Origin of the sequence: Enterobacter sp. D2 (genome assembly GCF_034427575.1) — a bacterium.
Classification (GTDB): domain Bacteria; phylum Pseudomonadota; class Gammaproteobacteria; order Enterobacterales; family Enterobacteriaceae; genus Enterobacter; species Enterobacter cloacae_M.
Genome location: NZ_JAXQPP010000001.1, coordinates 2,384,193 through 2,405,482, shown reverse-complemented (window position 1 = coordinate 2,405,482; position 21,290 = coordinate 2,384,193). Strand labels below are relative to the sequence as shown.

The following is a 21,290-nucleotide window of genomic DNA, read 5'->3' as shown; positions in this document are numbered from 1 at the left end:
TCTTGTAGGCCGGGATCGCTGCGCGCGCCCCGGCTTTTTTATTGAGTAAAAATCGTGAATACACTCGAACACACCATCGGCAACACTCCTCTGGTCAAGCTTCAGCGCATGGGGCCGGACAACGGCAGCGAAATCTGGGTCAAACTCGAAGGCAATAACCCGGCGGGGTCGGTGAAAGACCGAGCGGCGCTGTCGATGATTGTCCAGGCCGAAAAACGCGGAGAAATTAAGCCAGGCGACGTGCTCATAGAGGCCACCAGCGGCAACACCGGTATCGCCCTGGCGATGATTGCGGCGCTGAAAGGCTACCGCATGAAGCTGCTGATGCCGGACAACATGAGTCAGGAGCGCCGCGCGGCTATGCGAGCTTACGGTGCGGAGCTGATTCTGGTGACCAAAGAGCAGGGGATGGAAGGGGCGCGTGACTTAGCGCTGGAGATGGCTGAACGCGGTGAAGGTAAGTTGCTGGATCAGTTCAACAATCCGGACAACCCGTACGCGCACTACACCACCACCGGCCCGGAAATCTGGCAGCAAACCGACGGGCGTATCACCCATTTTGTCTCCAGCATGGGCACCACCGGCACCATTACCGGGGTATCGCGTTTTCTGCGCGAGCAGGTAAAAGCCGTCACCATCGTTGGCCTCCAGCCGGAAGAGGGGAGCAGCATTCCGGGCATTCGCCGCTGGCCGGCGGAGTATATGCCCGGCATCTTTAATGCGCAGCTGGTGGATCAGGTGCTGGATCTTCACCAGCGCGAGGCGGAAAATACCATGCGTGAGCTGGCCGTGCGCGAAGGTATCTTCTGCGGCGTCAGCTCGGGCGGCGCGGTAGCGGGTGCGATTCGGGTAGCGCAGGCAAACCCGGGTGCCGTAGTGGTGGCGATTATTTGCGATCGCGGCGATCGCTATCTGTCTACCGGCGTCTTTGGTGAAGAGAGTTATTCGCAGGGGGCGGGGATTTAAGCGTCATGGAGATGATTCTATTCCGGGATAACACCCGGGCGCAGCAAACCGACATTGTCGCCGTGCAGTCGCAGGTGGTTTACGGCAGCGTGGGGAACAGCATTGCGGTACCGAATATTCGTACCCACAGGCTGAACGTTACCGCCGTGCCGACGGTACTGTTTAGCAACACGCCGCACTACGACACGTTTTATGGTGGGGTGATCCCCGACGAGTGGTTCAGCGGCTATCTTAAGGCACTGGAAGAGCGCGAGATCCTGCGCGAGCTTAAGGCGGTCACCACCGGCTATATGGGCAGCGCCAGCCAGATCGTCCTGCTGGCTCAATGGCTGAAGGCGGTCAAAGCGCAGCATCCTGACCTGCTGGTGCTGGTCGACCCGGTTATCGGCGATATCGACAGCGGTATGTACGTGAAGCCTGAGATCCCGCAGGCGTATCGGGAGCACCTGCTGCCGCTGGCGCAGGGGATCACGCCAAACGTCTATGAGCTGGAAGTGTTAAGCGGCAAACCGTGCCGTACGCCTGAGAGCGCCATCTCTGCGGCGCAGGGACTGCTCTCCGACAGCCTGAAATGGGTGGCGATCACCAGCGCGCCGGTGGCCGATGACCCGGAAAACATCCACGTAGTGCTGGTGACGAATGAAGGCGTGACCGTCAGCGCGCATCCGCGCGTAGAAACCGATCTGAAAGGGACGGGCGACCTGTTCTGTTCAGAGCTGGTGAGCGGAATTGTAGAGGGGAAAACCGTTGCCGATGCTATCCGCATGGCCGGCGATCGGGTGACTGACGTGATGCTTTATACCCAGTCGAAAGGCTACGACGAGCTTATCCTCCCCGCATAAACAAAAATGGCGCCCGAAGGCGCCATTTTTCTGTGCGGCAAGAATTACTTCTTGATGCGGATAACCGGGGTTTCACCCACGGTGACGCTGCCAGACAGTTTGATCAGTTCTTTGATTTCGTCCATGTTGGAGATAACAACCGGCGTCAGGGTAGACTTGGCTTTTTCTTCCAGCAGTGGCAGATCGAATTCAATTACCGGGTCGCCAACTTTAACACGCTGGCCTTCTTCCGCGATACGTTTGAAGCCTTCGCCTTTCAGTTCAACGGTGTCGATACCGAAGTGAACGAACAGTTCGATACCGCTATCAGATTCGATAGAGAACGCATGGTTGGTTTCAAAAATTTTACCGATGGTGCCGTCAACTGGAGCAACCATTTTGTTGCCAGTTGGTTTGATAGCAATGCCATCACCAACGATTTTCTCAGCAAACACTACATCCGGCACGTCTTCGATGTTGACGATCTCGCCGGAGAGCGGAGCAACAATCTCAATAGTTCCGGAGTCTTTCTTATCATCAGAAACCAGAGATTTCAGTTTATCGAACAAACCCATGATCTTCTCCTAAGCAGTAATTTGGGCCGCATCTCGTGGATTAGCAGATTGTTTTTTCTTCAATGAACTTGTTAACCAGCGTCATTAACTCGTCCGTTGTCGGTTGAGCAAGAGCCTGCTCTGCTAACACCTTCGCATCTTCGAAGTTCGTGTTACGGATAATCTTCTTAATGCGCGGGATGGAAATGGCGCTCATAGAGAATTCGTCCAGACCCATACCCAGCAACAGAAGTGTAGCACGTTCGTCGCCTGCAAGCTCACCACACATGCCAGTCCATTTACCTTCTGCATGAGAAGCATCAATAACTTGCTTGATCAAGTTCAGTACGGACGGTGACATTGGCTGGTAGAGATGTGAAATCATATCATTACCACGGTCAACTGCCAGGGTGTACTGCGTTAAATCATTGGTGCCGATACTAAAGAAATCAACTTCTTTGGCTAAATGACGCGCAATGGTCGCCGCCGCAGGTGTTTCCACCATCACGCCGATCTCGATTGACTCGTCAAACGCTTTACCTTCGTCGCGCAGTTCCTGTTTATAGATTTCGATCTCTTTCTTCAGTGCACGCACTTCTTCAACAGAGATGATCATCGGGAACATGATGCGCAGTTTACCGAAAGCAGACGCACGCAGGATCGCGCGAACCTGGTCACGCAGGATCTCTTTACGATCCATCGCGATACGGATTGCACGCCAGCCCAGGAACGGGTTCTCTTCTTTCGGGAAGTTCATGTACGGCAGCTCTTTGTCGCCACCGATGTCCATGGTGCGGACGATAACCGCCTGAGAGCCACACGCTTCAGCCACGGCTTTATAAGCAGCAAACTGCTCTTCTTCCGTTGGCAGCGCGTCGCGGTCCATGAACAGGAATTCTGTACGATAGAGACCGACGCCTTCCGCACCGTTGCGCTCAGCGCCATCAACGTCGCGGACGGTACCGATGTTTGCGCACACTTCTACCTGATGGCCGTCCAGGGTGATGGCTGGCAGGTCTTTCAGCTTAGCGAGTTCCGCTTTTTCAGTCGCAACCTGCTCCTGAACCGCGCGCAGTTTATCGATCTCTTCATTGGTTGGGTTGACGTAAACCAGATTGTTTACGGCATCCAGAATCAGATAGTCGCCGTTTTTCACCTGAGAGGTGACGCTACCGGTACCCACGATGGCTGGCAGTTCCAGAGAGCGCGCCATGATAGAGGTGTGGGAAGTACGGCCACCCGCGTCGGTGATGAAACCGAGGACCTTTTTCAGGTTCAGCTGTGCGGTTTCAGACGGAGTGAGGTCAGCGGCAACCAGGATGACTTCATCCTGAATCGCGCTCAGGTCGATGATGGCCAGACCCAGGATGTTGCGCAGCAGGCGCTTACCGATGTCACGTACGTCAGCCGCACGCTCTTTCAGGTATTCATCATCCAGTTCTTCCAGGGCAGTTGCCTGACCTTCGATAACTTCATGCGCAGCCGCGTCGGCCGTCATGCCTTTATCTTTAATCAGGGCTATGATTTCCTGCTCCAGCTCCTCATCTTCGAGCAGCATGATGTGCCCTTCGAAGATGGCTTCTTTTTCTTCACCGAAAGTTTCGCCAGCTTTAGTTTTGATTGCTTCCAGTTGCGCAGATGCCTTGGCACGACCGCTCAGAAAACGTTCAACTTCCTGATCAACCTTGTCGGCAGAAATTTTTTTCCGGTCGATGACGATCTCGTCTTCTTTCAGCAGCAGTGCTTTGCCGAAAGCGATACCCGGGGATGCTAAAATGCCTGAAATCATAACCCTACCTTACTTGTGACTGATATTTAAAAGAACCCGGAAACTTACTCGAGCTCAGCCATCAGTTTTACCAGATGCTCAACTGCTTTCTGCTCGTCTTCACCTTCTGCAGAGATGGTGACAACGGTGCCCTGAGTCAGGCCCAGAGTCTGCAGTTTGAACAGGCTTTTTGCGCTCGCGCTTTTGCCGTTGGAAGTCACAGTGATTTCAGAAGTGAAGCCTTTTGCTTCTTTAACAAACTGAGCAGCAGGGCGGGTGTGCAGACCGTTCGGAGCGGTAATGGTAACTTCTTGCTGGAACATTGTATTTCCCCAACTTATAGGTTTAGTGTTGTGGAACTAAAGTCTAGCCTGGCGACTGAACTTTAGCCTGTATTGTTAGCGCTGACGTTTCGATCGTCATTAAACATTATGCAGCGAAAGCAAGACTTGAACCAAATCATAAAATCGATTCAGCAAGGCTATTTCATTCACCGATTAATTTCACGCATCAAAATAATTGCTGGTTTAAATACCAGACCCAACGGGGTGAAGCAATGCCAGGAGGGGCAAAAGTTTGAAGCAGGCCACAAAAAAGCACCTGAAAAGGTGCTTTTTTACGCGTTATTAACATGCTGGCACTACTGTTGCAGTTCTTTTTCGGTAAACAGATCGGCAAACAGTGCGGTGCTCAGGTAACGCTCGCCCGAAGAAGGAAGGATAACCACAATATTCTTGTTGGTAAAGGCTTCATCTTCCTGAAGCTTGAGTGCTGCCGCAACGGCTGCACCGGAAGAGATACCCGCCAGAATGCCTTCTTCATCCATCAGGCGACGCGCGGTAGAAATGGCTTCTTCGTTAGTGATGGTCACCACTTTATCGATCAGCTTCAGATCCAGGTTGCCCGGAATGAAGCCTGCGCCAATACCCTGAATTTTATGCGGGCCTGGTTTAAGCTCTTCACCCGCCAGTGCCTGGGTGATAACCGGTGAGTCAGTTGGCTCAACGGCAACGGTGATCAGGTCTTTTTTACCCTTTGTGCCTTTAATATAGCGTGACACGCCGGTCAGCGTACCGCCGGTACCCACGCCGGAGATAAATACGTCAACCTGGCCGTCGGTATCTTCCCAGATTTCCGGACCGGTGGTCTTCTCGTGAATTTCCGGGTTAGCCGGGTTGCTGAACTGCTGCAACAGCAGATATTTCGCCGGATCGCTGGCCACAATCTCTTCAGCTTTCTGAATGGCGCCCTTCATGCCCTTCGCGCCTTCGGTCAGCACCAGGTTCGCGCCCAGCGCTTTGAGCAGCTTACGACGCTCGATGCTCATGGTTTCTGGCATAGTCAGCGTCAGCTTGTAGCCGCGTGCGGCAGCAACATAGGCCAGAGCAATACCGGTGTTACCGCTGGTCGGTTCCACCAGCTCAACGCCAGGCTTCAGTACGCCACGTTTTTCAGCATCCCAAATCATGTTTGCACCGATACGGCATTTTACGCTGAAGCTCGGGTTACGTGATTCGACCTTCGCCAGAATGCGTCCATTACCGATACGGTTCAGTCGAACCAGGGGCGTATGACCGATAGTCAGCGAGTTGTCTTCATAAATCTTACTCATGGCCTGTCCTTAACTGTATGAAATTGGGATACCGACCCAGCATACCTGTTGAGCAGGTAGGGGGAAGTAAGGAATTCGCATATCTATATACTGCAAGGAAATAATGGGGATCAGTATGGAATAAGGGGCGGCATAAGCCACCCCTGCTTTACACATTTTTGCATTATTTCCATAACGCGTGCTTAGCACGGTAGCAGTCGACCCACATCGCCGTCGCGCCGCAGACGGCGACGGGCATGATGAACAGATTCAGGAAGGGAATCATGGTGAACAGGCTGGTCAGCGCGCCAAACTGCATATTGGCGACCTTCTGACTGCGCAGGGCAGTGCGCATCTCTTTAAACGGCACCTTATGGTTATCGAACGGATAGTCGCAGTACTGGATGGCCAGCATCCAGGCGCTGAACAGGAACCACAGCACCGGTGCCACCGTCTGGCCAATGCCTGGCACAAAGTAGAGGATAAGCAGCACAATCGCGCGGGGCAGGTACCAGGCAAACTTCTGCCACTCGCGCTTCATGATGCGTGGCAGGTCTTTCATGATCCCCAGTACGCCCGTGTCCGGCGGCGTCGCGCCGGTAAGCCGCGCTTCAAGCTGTTCCGCCAGCAGACCGTTAAACGGTGCGGCTATCCAGTTGGCAATCGTCGAAAAGAAGTACCCAAACACCAGCAGCACGGAAATTACCGCCACCGGCCAGAGCAGGTAGTTAAGCCACTGCAGCCAGTCCGGAACGTAACTCATCAGCGACGGGATCCAGTTCTCCAGCTTTGTGAATAGCCACCAGAACGCGCCGCCCATCAGAATAATGTTGATCAACAGCGGCAGAATCACGAAGCGTCGAATCCCCGGCAGGGAGACCAGTTTCCAGCCCTGAGAAAAATACCAGACGCCGCTGCGCGGGGGAGAAGAAGATGTTGAAACCATAGCCAGGCTGTACTCCTTTTTACACAACCAGTGGAATTGCCCGCCTATATTATCCACTTACGGAGCAATGACCAGTTCGGAAATGTTCGAAAAACCAGCAAAAAGCACGATTTCCTTCATCTTTATGCTGTGAATGCTCTGCACACACTTGCACTTGACGTAAACGGCAAATACTCTTAGTGAGTAAATGTTTGCCGTGGTGGCAAGGTGTTAGAACAACAGAGAATATAATGATGCAGGATTTGCGTCTGATATTAATCATTGTTGGCGCGATCGCCATAATCGCTTTACTGGTACATGGTTTCTGGACCAGCCGTAAAGAGCGTTCCTCGATGTTCCGCGATCGCCCACTGAAGCGCATGAAGTCCAGTCGTGACGACGATGACAGTGAAGATGACATCGACGGCAGCGATGACGACGGCGTGGGTGAAGTTCGTGTTCATCGGGTCAATACTGCGCCCGGCGCAGGCCATGGGGAGCATGAAGCGCCTCGTCCTTCGCAGCACCAGTATCAACCGCCGTATGCTTCTGCACAGCCGCGCCAGCCAGCGCCGCAGCCTGTGGAAGAACCGGTGCGCCAGCCGCCGCAACAGCCTGTTTATCAGCAGCCTGCTGCGCCACAGCCGGTTCAACAGCAGCCCGTGCAGCAACAGCCTGCTCAGCCGGTACAACAACCGCAGCAGCCTGTTCACGTACAGCCTGCGCCTCAGCCTGCTCCGGCCCCGCACGTTGAGCCTGAGCCCGTTGTAGAGCCAGAGCCGGTTGTTGAAAAACCACAGCGTAAAGAAGCGGTGATCATCATGAACGTGGCCGCGCATCACGGCAGCCATCTCAACGGTGATGTGCTGCTCAACAGTATTCAACAGGCAGGATTCAAGTTTGGCGATATGAACATTTTCCATCGCCACCTGAGCCCTGACGGTAGCGGCCCGGCGCTTTTCAGCCTGGCCAACATGGTTAACCCTGGTACCTTTGATCCGGAAATGACCGGTGATTTCGTGACCCCGGGCGTCACTATCTTTATGCAGGTACCTTCTTACGGCGACGAACTGCAAAACTTTAAGCTGATGCTGCAGTCCGCTCAGCACATCGCTGACGAAGTCGGTGGCGTGGTGCTTGACGATCAGCGTCGAATGATGACCCCGCAGAAGCTGCGCGAGTATCAGGACCGCATCCGCGAAGTTAAGGAAGCTAACGCGTAATCGTCGCGTTTACTTCAACTCCTCCTCAACCCCCGCCTGTCGGGGGTTTTTTCTCATTGATGGTGCGATATGGACTCAATCGAAAAACAACTCACTGAACTGCGAACCACGCTTCGCCATCATGAATACCTCTATCATGTTATGGACGCGCCGGAAGTCCCGGATGCGGAATATGACCGCCTGATGCGCGAGCTGCGCGAGTTAGAGGCGCAGCATCCAGAGCTCATCACGCCGGATTCCCCCACCCAGCGCGTCGGCGCTGAGCCGCTGGGCGCTTTCAGCCAGGTGCGCCATGAGGTGCCGATGCTGTCGCTGGATAACGTCTTCGATGAAGAGAGCTTCCTCGCGTTTAACAAGCGCGTGCAGGATCGCCTGAAAAGCAGCGACTCCCTCACCTGGTGCTGCGAGCTCAAGCTGGATGGCCTGGCGGTCAGCCTTCTCTACGAAAACGGCGTGCTGGTGCGTGCCGCAACGCGTGGCGACGGTACAACGGGCGAAGACATCACCACCAACGTGCGTACCATCCGCGCGATCCCGCTGAAGCTGCAGGGTGACAACATTCCCGCACGTCTGGAAGTGCGCGGCGAGGTGTTCCTGCCCCAGGCGGGCTTCGAGAAAATTAACGAAGAGGCGCGTCGCACCGGCGGAAAGGTGTTTGCTAACCCGCGTAATGCGGCGGCAGGCTCTCTGCGCCAGCTTGATCCACGTATCACCGCGAAGCGACCGCTTACTTTCTTCTGCTACGGCGTCGGTATTCTGGAGGGCGGCGAGCTGCCGGATACGCACCTCGGACGTCTGCTGCAGTTTAAAGCGTGGGGTCTGCCGGTGAGCAACCGCGTTCAGCTCTGCGACTCGCCGGAAGCGGTGCTGGCGTTCTACCACAAGGTGGAAGAGGACCGCCCGACGCTCGGTTTTGATATTGATGGCGTCGTCATCAAGGTGAATTCACTGGCGCTGCAGGAGCAGCTGGGCTTTGTGGCGCGCGCGCCGCGCTGGGCGGTGGCGTTTAAATTCCCTGCTCAGGAGCAGATGACCTTCGTTCGCGACGTGGAGTTCCAGGTTGGCCGTACGGGGGCGATTACCCCGGTCGCACGTCTGGAGCCCGTGCAGGTCGCGGGCGTGCTGGTGAGTAATGCCACGTTGCATAACGCCGATGAAATCGAACGCCTCGGCCTGCGCATTGGTGACAAAGTGGTGATTCGCCGCGCGGGCGACGTTATTCCGCAGGTGGTTAACGTCGTGGAGTCAGAGCGTCCTGCCGATACGCGCGAGATCGTCTTCCCGACCCACTGCCCGGTGTGCGGCTCCGACGTTGAGCGTGTGGAAGGCGAAGCGGTGGCGCGCTGTACGGGAGGCTTAATCTGTGGTGCGCAGCGTAAAGAGTCGCTGAAGCACTTCGTCTCCCGTCGGGCGATGGACGTCGACGGCATGGGCGACAAGATTATCGATCAGCTGGTTGAGAAAGAGTATGTCCATACGCCAGCGGATCTCTTCAGGCTGACGGCAGGAAAACTGACCGGCCTGGATCGCATGGGGCCAAAGTCAGCCCAGAATGTGGTTAACGCGCTCGAAGCCGCCAAAGAGACCACCTTTGCCCGCTTCCTGTACGCGCTGGGCATTCGTGAAGTGGGTGAGGCAACGGCGGCGGGCCTGGCGGCGTATTTTGGTACGCTGGAGGCGCTGGAAAAGGCAAGCATCGACGAGCTGCAGAAAGTCCCTGACGTTGGCATTGTGGTCGCCACGCACGTCTTTAACTTCTTCGCCGAAGAGAGCAACCGTGAAGTTATCGGCAAGCTGCTGGAAGAGGGCATTAAGTGGCCCGCGCCGGTAGTGGTTAACGCCGAAGAGATCGACAGCCCGTTCGCCGGTAAAACGGTAGTCCTGACCGGCAGCCTGAGCCAGCTTTCACGCGACGATGCGAAAGCGCGCCTGGTGGCGCTGGGGGCCAAAGTGGCGGGCAGCGTGTCGAAGAAAACCGACCTGGTGATCGCCGGGGAAGCGGCGGGCTCGAAGCTGGCGAAAGCCCAGGAGCTCGGCATTGAGGTTATCGACGAAGCGGAAATGATGCGTCTGTTAGGAGAGTAACGTGGAGAAAGAACAGCTCGTTGAGATTGCCAATACGGAGATGCCGTTCGGTAAATACAAGGGCCGCAGGCTGATTGATTTGCCGGAGGAGTATCTGCTGTGGTTTGCCCGTAAGGATGAATTCCCGACAGGGCGACTGGGCGAGCTGATGGCTATCACGTTACTGATCAAAACCGAGGGGCTGACCCAGCTGGTTCAGCCCCTGAAACGTCCTTAAGCCTTCGCGGCGCGGGTCTCTTTCTGCGCCAGCTTTTCAGTCTGGCGCTTGTAGCGACGCGCCAGCACCGCGCAGACCATCAGCTGGATCTGGTGGAAAATCATCAGCGGCAGCACCATCATCCCAATCACCGAGGTCGGGAACAGAATATTGGCCATCGGAATACCGTTCGCCAGGCTCTTTTTGGAACCGCAGAAGACAATGGTGATTTCATCTGCTTTGCTGAAGCCGCACCTGCGTGCCACAAATACGTTTACCGCAATCACAATCGCCAGCAGAACGAGGCTGACCACCACGATAAACAGCAGCGAGCCTGCGCCCACCTTATGCCAGATCCCGTTAACGACCGCTTCGCTGAAGGCGGAATAGACCACCAGCAGAATCGACGACTGGTCGGTTTTTGAGATCCATTTCTTGTGCTTAGCCACGAACGCCCCGGTCCATGGACGGGATAGATGCCCCAGGACAAACGGCAGCAGCAGCTGCAGGCAAATTTTTCCAACCTGCTCGAGATTGCCTTCCGCGCCGTGCATGTTCATCAGCAGGCCCACCAGCAGCGGGGAAACGAAAATCCCTAACAGGCTGGATGCCGATGCCGAGCAAACCGCGGCCGCAACGTTTCCTCCCGCGAGAGAGGTAAAGGCAATGGCGGACTGCACGGTAGCCGGCAGAATACAGAGATACAGGAAACCGGTGTAGAGCGCCGGGTCGACGTTAACCGGCGCCCACCAGGCAAACAGCACTCCGAGGATTGGGAACAGAATGAACGTGCTGCACATCACCCAGAGATGCAGCCGCCAGTGGCTACCGCCGGCAATAATGGCTTCGCGGGAGAGTTTTGCACCGTGCATAAAGAACAGCAGCGCGATGGCGGCCGTCGTCAGCCCTTCAAAAAACGGGACGAAGCCCCCGCGGGCGGGGAAAAACGAGGCCAGTAAAACGGTAACCACCAGGGTAAGCGTGAACGGATCAAGAATACGAAATAGTTTCATAATGACTCCTGAAATCAGATGTCGCTATTGTGCTTTTTTCTATTTGAGAAATAAAATTGATTTATTGCATCCATTCATGAATGAAACAGATGAATTATTCCTTACGTCAGCTTCGTATTTTCGTCACCGTCGCCCACGCCCGCAGCTTTAGCCGGGCAGGCGAGAAGATTGGCCTGAGCCAGTCGGCGGTCAGCCACAGCGTGAAAGAGCTGGAGAATCAGACCGGGGTGAAATTGCTTGACCGCACCACGCGCGAAGTGGTGCTGACCGAAGCGGGGCAGCAGCTGGCCCTGCGCCTCGAACGGCTGCTGGATGAGCTAAACAGCACGCTCAGAGACGTGGGGAGGCTGGGGCAGCAGCTTTCGGGGACCGTGCGCGTCGCGGCCAGCCAGACGATCTCAGCGCACCTTATCCCGCAGTGTATTGCCGAGGGAAGCCACCGCTATCCGGATATTGATTTTGTCCTGCATGACAGGCCGCAGCAGTGGGTGCTGGAGAGCATCCGCCAGGGCGATGTGGATTTTGGTATTGTGATCGATCCCGGCCAGGCGAGCGATCTGGCGTGTGAAAGCGTACTTTCCGAGCCATTCTTGCTGCTCTGCCGTGACGACGACCCGCTGGCCACGTTGCCGGAAGTCAGCTGGCAGTGTCTGACGGGCGCGAACCTGGTTTTACAGGATTATGCCTCGGGCAGTCGTCCGCTGATTGATTCCGCGCTGGTGAATCAGGGCGTAAAAGCAACGATCGTGCAGGAGATTGGTCACCCGGCGACGCTGTTTCCCATGGTGGAAGCCGGCATTGGCATCAGCGTGTTGCCCGCCCTGGCGCTTCCCCTGCCGCAGGGAAGCCGGCTGGCCGTCAGGCGATTAGCGCCCGTTGTTGAGCGAAAGCTGATGCTGGTGCGGCGAAAAAATCGCTCACTCTCGGGGGCGGCGCAGGCTATCTGGGAAGTGGTGCGTATCCAGGCACAACGATTAACCGAAGCCCGCATACGCGACCCACTGTTTAACGCATCAGAAGATTAGATGTAGATATCAATCTGATTATTGTCTGAAGGGTTATTCACACCTTCCACTTTGCCCAGCTTTTGATCCTGCTTCTTTTGGGCCTCTTCTGCCTGCTGGCGCTGCAGTGAGGCGAGCTGCGCCTGAAGCACTTTGATCTGGGTCTGAATAAGTTCCTGCTGCTTCTTCTTCTCATCAGCGCTGCCGGTGCTGTTCGCCAGCTCTTTTAACTGCTGAGTCAGCTTTTTGATCTTGTCAATAATACTGCTGATCTGGGAAGCGATGTCGTTACTGCCAGAAGCACCACTCCCACCGCTGCTGGTTTGAATCATCTGGGTTGAAGCCTGAATGGTCGTCATAGTCTTTCCTCGCGTTATAAAACAGAGGTATCGGCACTAACGGGATTAGCTTGAGCAAAACTGCCATATCTGGCGGGGAGTAACATCGATACGCAATCAGTATTAATGATGCGTTACTGGAGGTCGAAAGTAGACAAACTGCGGATAGCAAAAAAGCGCCTTTAGGGCGCTTTTTTACACTGGTGGGTCGTGCAGGATTCGAACCTGCGACCAATTGATTAAAAGTCAACTGCTCTACCAACTGAGCTAACGACCCGAAATGGTGGGCGATGACGGGCTCGAACCGCCGACCCCCTCCGTGTAAAGGAGATGCTCTACCAACTGAGCTAATCGCCCATTTCGGAACTACTGCGATAAGGTGAGAATGGTGGGCGATGACGGGCTCGAACCGCCGACCCCCTCCGTGTAAAGGAGATGCTCTACCAACTGAGCTAATCGCCCATTTCGGAACTACTGCGATAAGGTGAGAATGGTGGGCGATGACGGGCTCGAACCGCCGACCCCCTCCGTGTAAAGGAGATGCTCTACCAACTGAGCTAATCGCCCAATCTCAATTCTTATCTACACTGCGAGTCTACCGAAGTAGATGGTGGGTGATGACGGGCTCGAACCGCCGACCCCCTCCGTGTAAAGGAGATGCTCTACCAACTGAGCTAATCACCCCCGCTGTGTGGAGTCGCATTATAGGGAGAGTTGAAAATGAGTCAACGCATTTTCTAAAGTTTTTATTCGTTCGTCGTAAAATTAAGCAAAACGATCGCGAAACGGGCAATGGCGCATGATTTCTAAACAAAAATCGCAAACTCGATCACGATAAAGGGATCAACATTGAGGAATCCCCCCACAGTGATAGAATATTGCCCATCGTTTTTTCCCCAGGATTTGCCGATTGCCGGCATCTTTATAACGTAAGGCCATTTCATGAAAATCAAAACTCGCTTCGCGCCGAGCCCGACAGGCTATCTGCACGTCGGTGGTGCACGTACCGCTCTCTATTCCTGGCTTTTCGCACGCCACAACAAAGGTGAGTTCGTGCTGCGTATTGAAGACACTGATCTTGAGCGCTCCACGCCGGAAGCAATTGAAGCCATTATGGATGGGATGAACTGGCTGAATCTGGAATGGGACGAAGGCCCTTATTTCCAGACCAAACGCTTTGACCGCTATAACGCCGTCATTGATGAAATGCTGGTCGCGGGCACGGCGTATAAGTGCTATTGCTCCAAAGAGCGTCTGGATGCGCTGCGCGAAGAGCAGATGGCGAATGGTGAAAAGCCGCGTTATGACGGCCGCTGCCGCCATGACCACAGCGAGCATGCTGCTGATGAGCCTTGCGTTGTGCGTTTTGCTAACCCGCAAGAGGGGTCTGTGATCTTTGACGACCAGATCCGTGGCCCGATCGAATTCAGCAACCAGGAGTTGGACGATCTGATCATCCGCCGCACCGATGGTTCCCCAACCTACAACTTCTGCGTGGTGGTTGACGACTGGGATATGGAAATTACTCACGTTGTCCGTGGTGAAGACCACATCAACAACACGCCACGTCAGATCAACATCCTGAAGGCGCTGAACGCCCCTGTGCCTGTTTATGCGCACGTCTCCATGATCAACGGCGACGACGGGAAAAAGCTGTCTAAACGTCACGGCGCGGTCAGCGTCATGCAGTATCGCGACGACGGTTATCTGCCAGAAGCGCTGCTGAACTATCTGGTGCGTCTGGGCTGGGCTCACGGTGACCAGGAGATCTTCAGCCGCGAAGAGATGATCGAACTGTTCTCTCTGAGCTCTGTAAGCAAATCAGCGAGCGCATTTAATACCGACAAGCTCCTGTGGCTGAACCATCACTACATCAACACCATGCCGCCGGAATATGTGGCGACTTACCTGCAGTGGCACATTGAGCAGGCAAATATTGATACCCGCACTGGCCCTGAGCTGGCTGACCTGGTGAAACTCCTCGGCGAGCGCTGCAAAACGCTGAAAGAGATTGCCGAAAGCTGCCGCTACTTCTATGAAGAGTTTGATACGTTCGACGCGGACGCCGCGAAGAAACACCTCCGTCCGGTTGCGCGTCAGCCGCTGGAAGTGGTGCGTGACAAGCTGGCGGCCCTTTCCGAGTGGACCGCTGAGAATGTGCATCAAGCGATTCAGGCGACGGCAGACGAGCTGGAAGTCGGTATGGGTAAAGTCGGCATGCCACTGCGCGTTGCGGTGACCGGGGCGGGGCAGTCTCCGGCGCTGGATGTGACGGTTCACGCGATCGGCAAATCACGCAGCGTGGCGCGTATTAACAAGGCGCTGGACTTTATCGCTGAACGTGAAAATCAGCAGTAATAACGTCTCAGATAAAAAAACGGCAGGGGAACCTGCCGTTTTTTTATGCCTCTTTTTCCGCGATACCGAGCCGCGTAAGAAAACCGTGTATGCCTTCGCGTTTCAATAAGGCGTCCAGACGCCTCTGTTCTGGCTGAGTCATACTCTCCAGCGTCTCAATAATGCCCGGAGACAGGTTTGAAGAGGGTTCACTGTATGAAGCGGTGACCTCAGCGAGATGGTAAACCGCCTGACGGTTACGGATCGCAGGGAGGCTCATAATATGTTCCTTCACGCGCGCATCAATATGAATGAGCCGCGCGCGACCACCCTTCACGCCGTTGAGGCCTTCGGTTTTCCATCCCTGCTGGCGTATCCAGCGATTAACCGTTTGTCTGGCAACGCCCAAACTCTCCGCCAGCTCTTCCGTGGTCATTTTGCTGCGTAATTTTTTCATATCAGTCCCGATCGCGAATCCCTAAACGTTGCAACAAGCCGGTAATCCCTTCCCGCAGTAGCAGCGATGTCATCTGTTTCTGCTCTTCCGGCGTCATTTCATTGGCCAGCGTCAGGAGCAGCGTGTGAAGCGAACTATCATGACTGCTGCCTCCAGGCAGTTCGGATGTTTCGCTTGCCCGACGTGCGCTGCGAATAAAGTCACGGACTTTGTCGTTCACATGTACCAGGCGCGCTTTCCCGCCCTGGACGCCTGGTTTTGGTGACGTAATCCAACCCTCTTTGCGTACCCATTTATTGATGGTCTGGCGGCTATAGCCAGTGAGAAGGGCTAACTCTTCTGGCGTCATTCGTTCCTTGATCATGCAATTTCCTGAATATCAGTAGGGTTAATTAACGGCTCATTTTATAGCACCGTTTTACGTGAAAACGTGACAGGCTTAACTCCTGGCTGCGAGCAGGCTCGCAAAGTGATTCATTTGCATGATTTTTCGGCGATTGAATGGCTGGGATTGATTTTGCCGTTGACACCCCGCGGCGGAATTCATATTATGCCGCCCGTCAACATGACAGCTTTACGATGGGGCTATAGCTCAGCTGGGAGAGCGCTTGCATGGCATGCAAGAGGTCAGCGGTTCGATCCCGCTTAGCTCCACCAAACTCTGAACCCAACAGAGTGCGGTCAGTAAAGTAACATGTGGGGCTATAGCTCAGCTGGGAGAGCGCTTGCATGGCATGCAAGAGGTCAGCGGTTCGATCCCGCTTAGCTCCACCAAAATTGTAAACCCTCGTCAAAAGACGAGGGTTTTTTTTATGTGTTTGTAACACACTCTCCCGCATTTTGTTATCAAAAAGAAGGTATTCCCATACCTCACCTCAATCGGCATCAATTAACCAGTCTAAAAATAGACTTGAACTTGATTCGCGCAATTAATAAACCTATTATCCATCCGGTCAATAATTCTCTCGGAAAATAACGCCCCGGTTAATGAATAGAAAAGCTTACAATAATGTAAAGATATTTATGATTGCTCTGGCTTTATGCCTGATTGCGGTGCCTGTCTCCCGTTATCTTTCTCCCCGCGCAATTGTTAATGGTCACGACGTTTATTTAGCATGGTTACCTTTAAGCGTGATGCTGGCGGTAATCCTGCTATTTGGGCGCAGGGCTATTCTTCCCATTTTGTTAGGTTTTACTGTCACTAATTTATTCTATATAAATTTAGCACCGCTACAATATTTAGTATTACTGTTCTGTCAGACCTTTGCGTTGTTCGCGGCGTGCGGCCTTCTGCGTATCATGCTGGGTAAGCGTTGGCGTTACTGCATCCCTAACAAGCACATCGGATTACGGATATTCTGGCTCGGTTTTATGGTGCCAATAGGGATTAAGCTGTCAATGTATTTGGCAGGCTATTTGTTTGATTTTCCGGTGACAATTTCGACCTTTTTCGGTGAAGGAACGGTAATTTATAACGTTGTGGATATACAAAGCCTGATATGTGCGGCATTGATTTTTACCATGATGTTCTATTACCCGTTAAGAATGATAATTAATCCTCGTTATGCAATAAGTTTCTGGCGACGAAGCGTGAAGCCCGTGTTTTTTCACAAGAATTCATTATATATTTTTGCCTGGCTGTTGCTTTTAAGTTTCATTCTCATCATTTTATGTGGTCCTTTTGAATCTCCCGTCATTGCGGGCTATTTGATGCCGCTGATTTTTATTCTTTTTACCTTAGCGATAAGCCGACTGACCTATGCGTTGATTTCTCTGCTCTGGGCTGTATCTGCGCTCCTGCTGTTGACCTACAACTACAACTTCCTTAACGGGGTGGAATCGGGCCATTCGCTCTCTTTTATTCTGTCCGTGCTTATCTCGTTCGCGATCTGCCTGCTCTATATGTCGCGTATTTACCAGCGCAGCGAGTGGCTTAAGCGGGGCTGGCAGGGGAGGGCGCTCACCGATCCGCTGACCGGATTGCCCAATATTCGTGCGCTGGAGGATTATCTTGAGATTCACCCGGATGCAAAAGTGAGCATTCTGCGTATGGATAACCTGGAATTTTTGAGTCGCCACTATGGGATCCTGATGCGGGTCCACTGCAAACGCACGATCGCCACGTCGCTGCAGCCTCTCCTGCAAAAAGATGAGACGCTCTTCCAGCTCCCCGGAAGCGAGCTTGTGCTGGTATTACTGGGCCCGGGAACCGCTGAGCGCTTACAGCATATGGTTGATCGGCTGAACAGCCGTAAGATTTTCTGGAACAACACCGGGCTGGATATTGAATTTGGCGCGTCCTGGGGAATGGTGGAAAACGGCGAAAAGTTGCACCACACGCTGGGGCAACTGAGCTGGCTGGCCGAGCAATCCTGCGGAACAACAAACAACGTGCTTGCGCTCACGAATAGCCTCGAGGCGGCATCAGGGCAAACGACAGAGCGAGTCCTGATGCTTGCGCGGATTAAGCATGCCCTGGAGGCGGGCCAGTTCCATTTGTACGCGCAACCGATCCAGAAGGCGGACGGGAGCGGCTACTACGAAATTCTGGCGCGTATGGAGAGCGAGGGAGAGATCTTCACTCCTGACCGCTTTATTCCGTTGATTGCCCAGTTCAACCTCAGCCACCGGTTTGATATGTGCGTCATGGAGAAATTACTGCTGTGGCTGCGCGATCACCCTTCAACGCAGGCTGGCGCCCGTTTCTCCGTTAATCTGATGCCGCTCACGCTGATGCAAAAAGAGGTGGCGACCGAGATTTGCGCGCTCTTTGAACGCTACGGCGTTGCGCCTCAGTCCGTCGTGATTGAGATTACCGAAGAGCAGGCCTTCTCAAATTCAGGCTGCAGCATCCACAATATTCAGCAGCTGCGGGATTACGGTTTCCGGATTGCCATTGATGATTTTGGTACCGGCTACGCCAACTACGAGCGCCTCAGGCGCCTGCAGGCGGACATCATTAAAATTGATGGCTGCTTTATTAAAGACATTTGTACTGATGATATGGATGCGATGATCGTGCAGTCGATGTGTAATCTGGCGAAGACGAAATCGCTGTGCGTCGTAGCGGAATACGTCGAAACACCGGCGCAGCGGGAGATGCTGCTTCGTTTCGGCGTGGATTATCTGCAGGGCTACCTGATAGGCAAACCCCAGCCGCTGGAAGAATTGCGGGCATAAAAAAACCGGGAGCCAGGCTCCCGGTTTTTGTTTAACGCTAAAGGTTAGAGCACCAGTGCCGCGATAGAAGCAGACAGGACGCTCACCAGCGTAGATCCGTAAACCAGCTTCAGGCCAAAGCGAGAAACCACGTTGCCCTGTTCTTCGTTCAGACCTTTAATCGCGCCCGCGATAATCCCGATGGACGAGAAGTTCGCGAAGGAGACCAGGAACACGGACAGAATGCCTTCCGCGCGCGGAGAAAGCGTGCTGGCAATTTTCTGCAGATCCATCATCGCAACGAATTCGTTAGAAACCAGTTTGGTTGCCATGATACTGCCCACCTGCAGCGCTTCGTGAGCTGGCACACCCATCACCCATGCAACCGGGTAGAAGATGTAGCCCAGAATACCCTGGAAGGAGATACCCAGCACCGCTGCGAACAGGGCGTTCAGCGCAGAAATCAGCGCAATGAAGCCGATCAGCATGGCGGCAACGATAATCGCCACTTTGAAGCCCGCCAGAATGTACTCACCCAGCATTTCGAAGAAGCTCTGGCCTTCGTGCAGGTTAGACATCTGGATGTTCTCTTCGCTGGCATCAACGCGGTACGGGTTGATCAGCGACAGAACGATAAAGGTGCTGAACATGTTCAGAACCAGCGCCGCAACAACATACTTTGGCTCCAGCATGGTCATATACGCGCCCACGATAGACATGGAAACGGTAGACATTGCGGTTGCCGCCATGGTGTACATGCGGTTGCGGGACATTTTGCCGAGAATATCTTTATACGCGATGAAGTTCTCAGACTGACCGAGGATCAGGGAACTGACGGCGTTGAAGGATTCCAGCTTGCCCATGCCGTTCACTTTGGACAACAGGAAACCAATTCCACGAATAACGAACGGCAGAACGCGGATGTGCTGCAGAATACCGATCAGCGCGGAGATGAAGACGATAGGGCAGAGAACCTTCAGGAAGAAGAACGCCAGGCCTTCGTCGTTCATTTTACCGAAGACAAAGTTGGTCCCTTCATTAGCGAATCCGAGCAGTTTTTCAAACATTTCGGAGAAGCCTTTCACGAAGCCGAGGCCTACGTTGGAGTTCAGGAAGAACCACGCAAGTAAAACTTCAATGACCAGCAGCTGGACAACATAACGGATACGAATTTTTTTGCGGTCTGTGCTGACCAGCAATGCAAGTGCAGTAACGACAACAAGTGCCAGGACAAAATGAAGGACGCGGTCCATATTTGCTCCAAATATGAGGCAGGTTTAATTTTCGTGCACATTCTATGTAACAAGCGAAAAGAAAACGAGATCGAGGACACACTATAGTTACATCCTGTGACGAGTCTCAAAAATAGTGATCCACAATACATTTTTGTTATGTTAGGTAAATGAGTGAAAAGTTAAGTTTGTGTGCTAGTCTTCACAAAAGCGCGCGCGATTTCAGTTTCTGTTAGATCGCCCCACTTACCCGCCCGTCTATCGTTCAAAGCTATCAGAGAAATCACTGCAAACAGCATAAATGATCTTGATAATCATTCTCATTTTGATAGGATTAAACATAGCAAAGGCTATATTTCAGAGGCAGAAATGACAAACAGTCGCGTAGAGGGTAGCAGTGGCAGAGCCGCGCGCAAGTTGCGGTTCGCATTAATGGGACCTGCGTTCATCGCTGCCATTGGCTATATCGATCCAGGTAACTTTGCGACCAATATTCAGGCCGGGGCCAGCTTCGGCTATAAGCTGCTGTGGGTGGTCGTCTGGGCAAACCTGATGGCGATGCTGATTCAGATGCTCTCCGCAAAGCTGGGGATTGCCACAGGTAAAAACCTGGCAGAGCAAATTCGCGACCATTATCCGCGTCCGGCCGTCTGGCTCTATTGGGTTCAGGCGGAAATCATAGCCATGGCCACTGACCTCGCTGAATTTATTGGCGCAGCGATCGGGTTTAAACTGATTCTGGGCGTGTCGCTGTTGCAGGGGGCGGTACTGACCGGGATTGCCACTTTCCTGATCCTGATGCTGCAGCGTCGAGGTCAAAAGCCGCTGGAGAAGGTTATCGGCGGTCTGCTGCTGTTTGTCGCGGCGGCCTATATCGTGGAGCTGATTTTCTCACAGCCGAATCTGGTGCAGCTCGGTAAAGGTATGGCAATCCCAAGCCTGCCAACCTCGGAAGCGGTGTTCCTGGCTGCCGGGGTATTGGGGGCGACTATCATGCCGCATGTGATTTACCTGCACTCCTCGCTGACTCAGCATCTCCACGGTGGGACGCGCAAAGAGCGTTACTCCGCCACCAAATGGGACGTGGCGATTGCCATGACCATCGCGGGGTTTGTCAATCTGGCGATGATGGCTACCGCTGCCGCCGCTTTCCACTTTAACGGCCACACCGGTATTGCCGATCTCGACCAGGCTTATCTCACGCTGGAGCCCTTACTGAGCCATGCTGCCGCCACGATATTTGGTCTCAGCCTGGTGGCTGCCGGTCTCTCTTCTACGGTGGTGGGCACGCTGGCAGGCCAGGTGGTGATGCAGGGGTTTGTCCGCTTCCATATTCCGCTGTGGGTTCGTCGCTCCGTCACCATGCTACCGTCATTTATCGTGATCCTGATGGGGCTCGATCCTACGCGAATTCTGGTCATGAGCCAGGTGCTGCTGAGTTTTGGTATCGCGCTGGCGCTGGTGCCGCTGCTGATCTTTACCAGCAACAAAAACCTGATGGGCGAACTGGTCAACTCGACCCTGGTGAAACGGACCGGGTGGGCCATCGTGGTGGTGGTGGTGGCGCTGAACCTGTGGCTGCTGGTTGGCACCGCGTTGGGTCTCTAAAAGAAAAAGGAGC

At 54.0% G+C, this 21,290-nt stretch carries 19 protein-coding genes and 7 tRNA genes; 11 read left to right on the top strand and 15 right to left on the bottom strand.

Annotated features, from left to right (window positions below; all coding sequences use genetic code 11):
* Nucleotides 1–54: 54 nt before the first annotated feature.
* Entirely contained in the window at nucleotides 55–966 is a 912-nt protein-coding gene (cysM, locus tag SPG90_RS11485) for a cysteine synthase CysM (protein ID WP_045399757.1), read from the top strand.
* A gap of 5 nt (nucleotides 967–971) precedes the next feature.
* Entirely contained in the window at nucleotides 972–1,808 is an 837-nt protein-coding gene (gene pdxK / locus SPG90_RS11480; RefSeq protein ID WP_039263699.1) for a pyridoxine/pyridoxal/pyridoxamine kinase, read from the top strand.
* Nucleotides 1,809–1,852: 44 nt separating this feature from the next.
* On the opposite strand, the gene crr is transcribed toward pdxK, so the two are convergent.
* From crr to cysZ, 5 genes are all read right to left on the bottom strand, one after another.
* Complete coding sequence (crr, locus tag SPG90_RS11475; RefSeq protein ID WP_003861316.1) at nucleotides 1,853–2,362, bottom strand: PTS glucose transporter subunit IIA; 510 nt, start codon at nucleotides 2,360–2,362, stop codon at nucleotides 1,853–1,855.
* Nucleotides 2,363–2,402: 40 nt separating this feature from the next.
* Nucleotides 2,403–4,130 (bottom strand): phosphoenolpyruvate-protein phosphotransferase PtsI, encoded by a 1,728-nt coding sequence (gene ptsI / locus SPG90_RS11470; protein WP_023332954.1) that lies wholly within the window; start codon nucleotides 4,128–4,130, stop codon nucleotides 2,403–2,405.
* 44 nt (nucleotides 4,131–4,174) lie between these two features.
* Nucleotides 4,175–4,432: a phosphocarrier protein Hpr gene (ptsH, locus tag SPG90_RS11465; RefSeq protein ID WP_000487600.1), complete on the bottom strand. Its 258-nt coding sequence runs from the start codon at nucleotides 4,430–4,432 to the stop codon at nucleotides 4,175–4,177.
* Between the two features lie 317 nt (nucleotides 4,433–4,749).
* Entirely contained in the window at nucleotides 4,750–5,721 is a 972-nt protein-coding gene (gene cysK / locus SPG90_RS11460; protein WP_014884739.1) for a cysteine synthase A, read from the bottom strand.
* Between the two features lie 163 nt (nucleotides 5,722–5,884).
* The gene (gene cysZ, locus SPG90_RS11455) at nucleotides 5,885–6,646 is read right to left on the bottom strand and encodes a sulfate transporter CysZ (RefSeq protein WP_045399761.1); all 762 of its coding nucleotides are present in this window, start codon (nucleotides 6,644–6,646) and stop codon (nucleotides 5,885–5,887) included.
* Between the two features lie 230 nt (nucleotides 6,647–6,876).
* On the opposite strand from cysZ, the gene zipA reads away from it, so the two are divergent.
* The 3 genes from zipA (at nucleotide 6,877) to SPG90_RS11440 (ending at nucleotide 10,150) form a co-directional block, all read left to right on the top strand.
* Nucleotides 6,877–7,848: a cell division protein ZipA gene (gene zipA, locus SPG90_RS11450; RefSeq protein ID WP_045399764.1), complete on the top strand. Its 972-nt coding sequence runs from the start codon at nucleotides 6,877–6,879 to the stop codon at nucleotides 7,846–7,848.
* A gap of 69 nt (nucleotides 7,849–7,917) precedes the next feature.
* Entirely contained in the window at nucleotides 7,918–9,933 is a 2,016-nt protein-coding gene (ligA, locus tag SPG90_RS11445) for an NAD-dependent DNA ligase LigA (RefSeq protein WP_045399767.1), read from the top strand.
* A gap of 1 nt (nucleotide 9,934) precedes the next feature.
* Nucleotides 9,935–10,150 carry a DUF3820 family protein gene (locus tag SPG90_RS11440; protein ID WP_045894690.1) on the top strand — a complete coding sequence of 72 codons (216 nt, stop codon included), beginning with the start codon at nucleotides 9,935–9,937 and terminating at the stop codon, nucleotides 10,148–10,150.
* On the opposite strand, the gene SPG90_RS11435 is transcribed toward SPG90_RS11440, so the two are convergent.
* Entirely contained in the window at nucleotides 10,147–11,142 is a 996-nt protein-coding gene (locus SPG90_RS11435; RefSeq protein ID WP_023308725.1) for a bile acid:sodium symporter family protein, read from the bottom strand. The genes SPG90_RS11440 and SPG90_RS11435 overlap by 4 nt on opposite strands.
* An 89-nt stretch (nucleotides 11,143–11,231) precedes the next feature.
* Between SPG90_RS11435 and SPG90_RS11430 the strand changes: the two genes are divergently transcribed.
* The gene (locus SPG90_RS11430; RefSeq protein ID WP_032668258.1) at nucleotides 11,232–12,167 is read left to right on the top strand and encodes a LysR family transcriptional regulator; all 936 of its coding nucleotides are present in this window, start codon (nucleotides 11,232–11,234) and stop codon (nucleotides 12,165–12,167) included.
* On the opposite strand, the gene SPG90_RS11425 is transcribed toward SPG90_RS11430, so the two are convergent.
* The 6 genes from SPG90_RS11425 to SPG90_RS11400 all read right to left on the bottom strand — a co-directional run bounded on the left by SPG90_RS11425 (nucleotide 12,164) and on the right by SPG90_RS11400 (nucleotide 13,168).
* Nucleotides 12,164–12,505: a FlxA-like family protein gene (locus SPG90_RS11425; RefSeq protein WP_045355365.1), complete on the bottom strand. Its 342-nt coding sequence runs from the start codon at nucleotides 12,503–12,505 to the stop codon at nucleotides 12,164–12,166. The two genes, SPG90_RS11430 and SPG90_RS11425, sit on opposite strands and share 4 nt — an antisense overlap.
* Before the next feature lie 180 nt (nucleotides 12,506–12,685).
* A tRNA-Lys gene (locus tag SPG90_RS11420) sits at nucleotides 12,686–12,761 on the bottom strand.
* A gap of 4 nt (nucleotides 12,762–12,765) precedes the next feature.
* Nucleotides 12,766–12,841: transfer RNA gene (locus SPG90_RS11415), tRNA-Val, on the bottom strand.
* Nucleotides 12,842–12,870: 29 nt separating this feature from the next.
* Nucleotides 12,871–12,946, bottom strand: a tRNA-Val gene (locus tag SPG90_RS11410).
* Between the two features lie 29 nt (nucleotides 12,947–12,975).
* A tRNA-Val gene (locus SPG90_RS11405) sits at nucleotides 12,976–13,051 on the bottom strand.
* 41 nt (nucleotides 13,052–13,092) lie between these two features.
* Nucleotides 13,093–13,168 (bottom strand) — tRNA-Val (locus SPG90_RS11400).
* A gap of 258 nt (nucleotides 13,169–13,426) precedes the next feature.
* Between SPG90_RS11400 and gltX the strand changes: the two genes are divergently transcribed.
* A complete protein-coding gene (gene gltX, locus SPG90_RS11395; protein ID WP_045402600.1) occupies nucleotides 13,427–14,842 on the top strand; it encodes a glutamate--tRNA ligase in 1,416 nt (471 codons plus the stop codon).
* A gap of 43 nt (nucleotides 14,843–14,885) precedes the next feature.
* Here the strand turns inward: gltX and SPG90_RS11390 are convergent, their stop codons facing one another.
* Nucleotides 14,886–15,278 (bottom strand): YfeC-like transcriptional regulator, encoded by a 393-nt coding sequence (locus SPG90_RS11390; RefSeq protein WP_045402603.1) that lies wholly within the window; start codon nucleotides 15,276–15,278, stop codon nucleotides 14,886–14,888.
* Nucleotide 15,279: 1 nt separating this feature from the next.
* Nucleotides 15,280–15,642, bottom strand: coding sequence for a YfeC-like transcriptional regulator (locus SPG90_RS11385; RefSeq protein WP_023308720.1), 363 nt, complete (start codon nucleotides 15,640–15,642; stop codon nucleotides 15,280–15,282).
* A gap of 217 nt (nucleotides 15,643–15,859) precedes the next feature.
* On the opposite strand from SPG90_RS11385, the gene SPG90_RS11380 reads away from it, so the two are divergent.
* From SPG90_RS11380 to SPG90_RS11370, 3 genes are all read left to right on the top strand, one after another.
* Nucleotides 15,860–15,935: transfer RNA gene (locus tag SPG90_RS11380), tRNA-Ala, on the top strand.
* A gap of 41 nt (nucleotides 15,936–15,976) precedes the next feature.
* A tRNA-Ala gene (locus SPG90_RS11375) sits at nucleotides 15,977–16,052 on the top strand.
* 213 nt (nucleotides 16,053–16,265) lie between these two features.
* Entirely contained in the window at nucleotides 16,266–18,458 is a 2,193-nt protein-coding gene (locus tag SPG90_RS11370; RefSeq protein ID WP_064790922.1) for an EAL domain-containing protein, read from the top strand.
* A gap of 44 nt (nucleotides 18,459–18,502) precedes the next feature.
* Here SPG90_RS11370 and SPG90_RS11365 read toward each other — a convergent pair whose 3' ends face one another.
* The gene (locus SPG90_RS11365) at nucleotides 18,503–19,690 is read right to left on the bottom strand and encodes a NupC/NupG family nucleoside CNT transporter (RefSeq protein WP_008501591.1); all 1,188 of its coding nucleotides are present in this window, start codon (nucleotides 19,688–19,690) and stop codon (nucleotides 18,503–18,505) included.
* 348 nt (nucleotides 19,691–20,038) lie between these two features.
* Here SPG90_RS11365 and SPG90_RS11360 point away from each other — a divergent pair, with 348 nt between their 5' ends.
* Nucleotides 20,039–21,277, top strand: a complete 1,239-nt coding sequence (locus tag SPG90_RS11360) for an Nramp family divalent metal transporter (protein ID WP_023308718.1) — start codon at nucleotides 20,039–20,041, stop codon at nucleotides 21,275–21,277.
* Nucleotides 21,278–21,290 lie beyond the last annotated feature (13 nt).

Coding starts and splice junctions, on each gene's coding strand:
- ptsH (WP_000487600.1), bottom strand. CDS start 4,432: ATGTTCCAGCAAGAAGTTACCATTACCGCTCCGAACGGTCTGCACACC.
- ligA (WP_045399767.1), top strand. CDS start 7,918: ATGGACTCAATCGAAAAACAACTCACTGAACTGCGAACCACGCTTCGC.
- SPG90_RS11360 (WP_023308718.1), top strand. CDS start 20,039: ATGACAAACAGTCGCGTAGAGGGTAGCAGTGGCAGAGCCGCGCGCAAG.
- SPG90_RS11385 (WP_023308720.1), bottom strand. CDS start 15,642: ATGATCAAGGAACGAATGACGCCAGAAGAGTTAGCCCTTCTCACTGGC.
- SPG90_RS11365 (WP_008501591.1), bottom strand. CDS start 19,690: ATGGACCGCGTCCTTCATTTTGTCCTGGCACTTGTTGTCGTTACTGCA.
- pdxK (WP_039263699.1), top strand. CDS start 972: ATGGAGATGATTCTATTCCGGGATAACACCCGGGCGCAGCAAACCGAC.
- gltX (WP_045402600.1), top strand. CDS start 13,427: ATGAAAATCAAAACTCGCTTCGCGCCGAGCCCGACAGGCTATCTGCAC.
- SPG90_RS11430 (WP_032668258.1), top strand. CDS start 11,232: ATGAATTATTCCTTACGTCAGCTTCGTATTTTCGTCACCGTCGCCCAC.
- SPG90_RS11425 (WP_045355365.1), bottom strand. CDS start 12,505: ATGACGACCATTCAGGCTTCAACCCAGATGATTCAAACCAGCAGCGGT.
- cysK (WP_014884739.1), bottom strand. CDS start 5,721: ATGAGTAAGATTTATGAAGACAACTCGCTGACTATCGGTCATACGCCC.
- ptsI (WP_023332954.1), bottom strand. CDS start 4,130: ATGATTTCAGGCATTTTAGCATCCCCGGGTATCGCTTTCGGCAAAGCA.
- SPG90_RS11370 (WP_064790922.1), top strand. CDS start 16,266: ATGAATAGAAAAGCTTACAATAATGTAAAGATATTTATGATTGCTCTG.
- SPG90_RS11390 (WP_045402603.1), bottom strand. CDS start 15,278: ATGAAAAAATTACGCAGCAAAATGACCACGGAAGAGCTGGCGGAGAGT.
- zipA (WP_045399764.1), top strand. CDS start 6,877: ATGATGCAGGATTTGCGTCTGATATTAATCATTGTTGGCGCGATCGCC.
- crr (WP_003861316.1), bottom strand. CDS start 2,362: ATGGGTTTGTTCGATAAACTGAAATCTCTGGTTTCTGATGATAAGAAA.
- cysZ (WP_045399761.1), bottom strand. CDS start 6,646: ATGGTTTCAACATCTTCTTCTCCCCCGCGCAGCGGCGTCTGGTATTTT.
- SPG90_RS11435 (WP_023308725.1), bottom strand. CDS start 11,142: ATGAAACTATTTCGTATTCTTGATCCGTTCACGCTTACCCTGGTGGTT.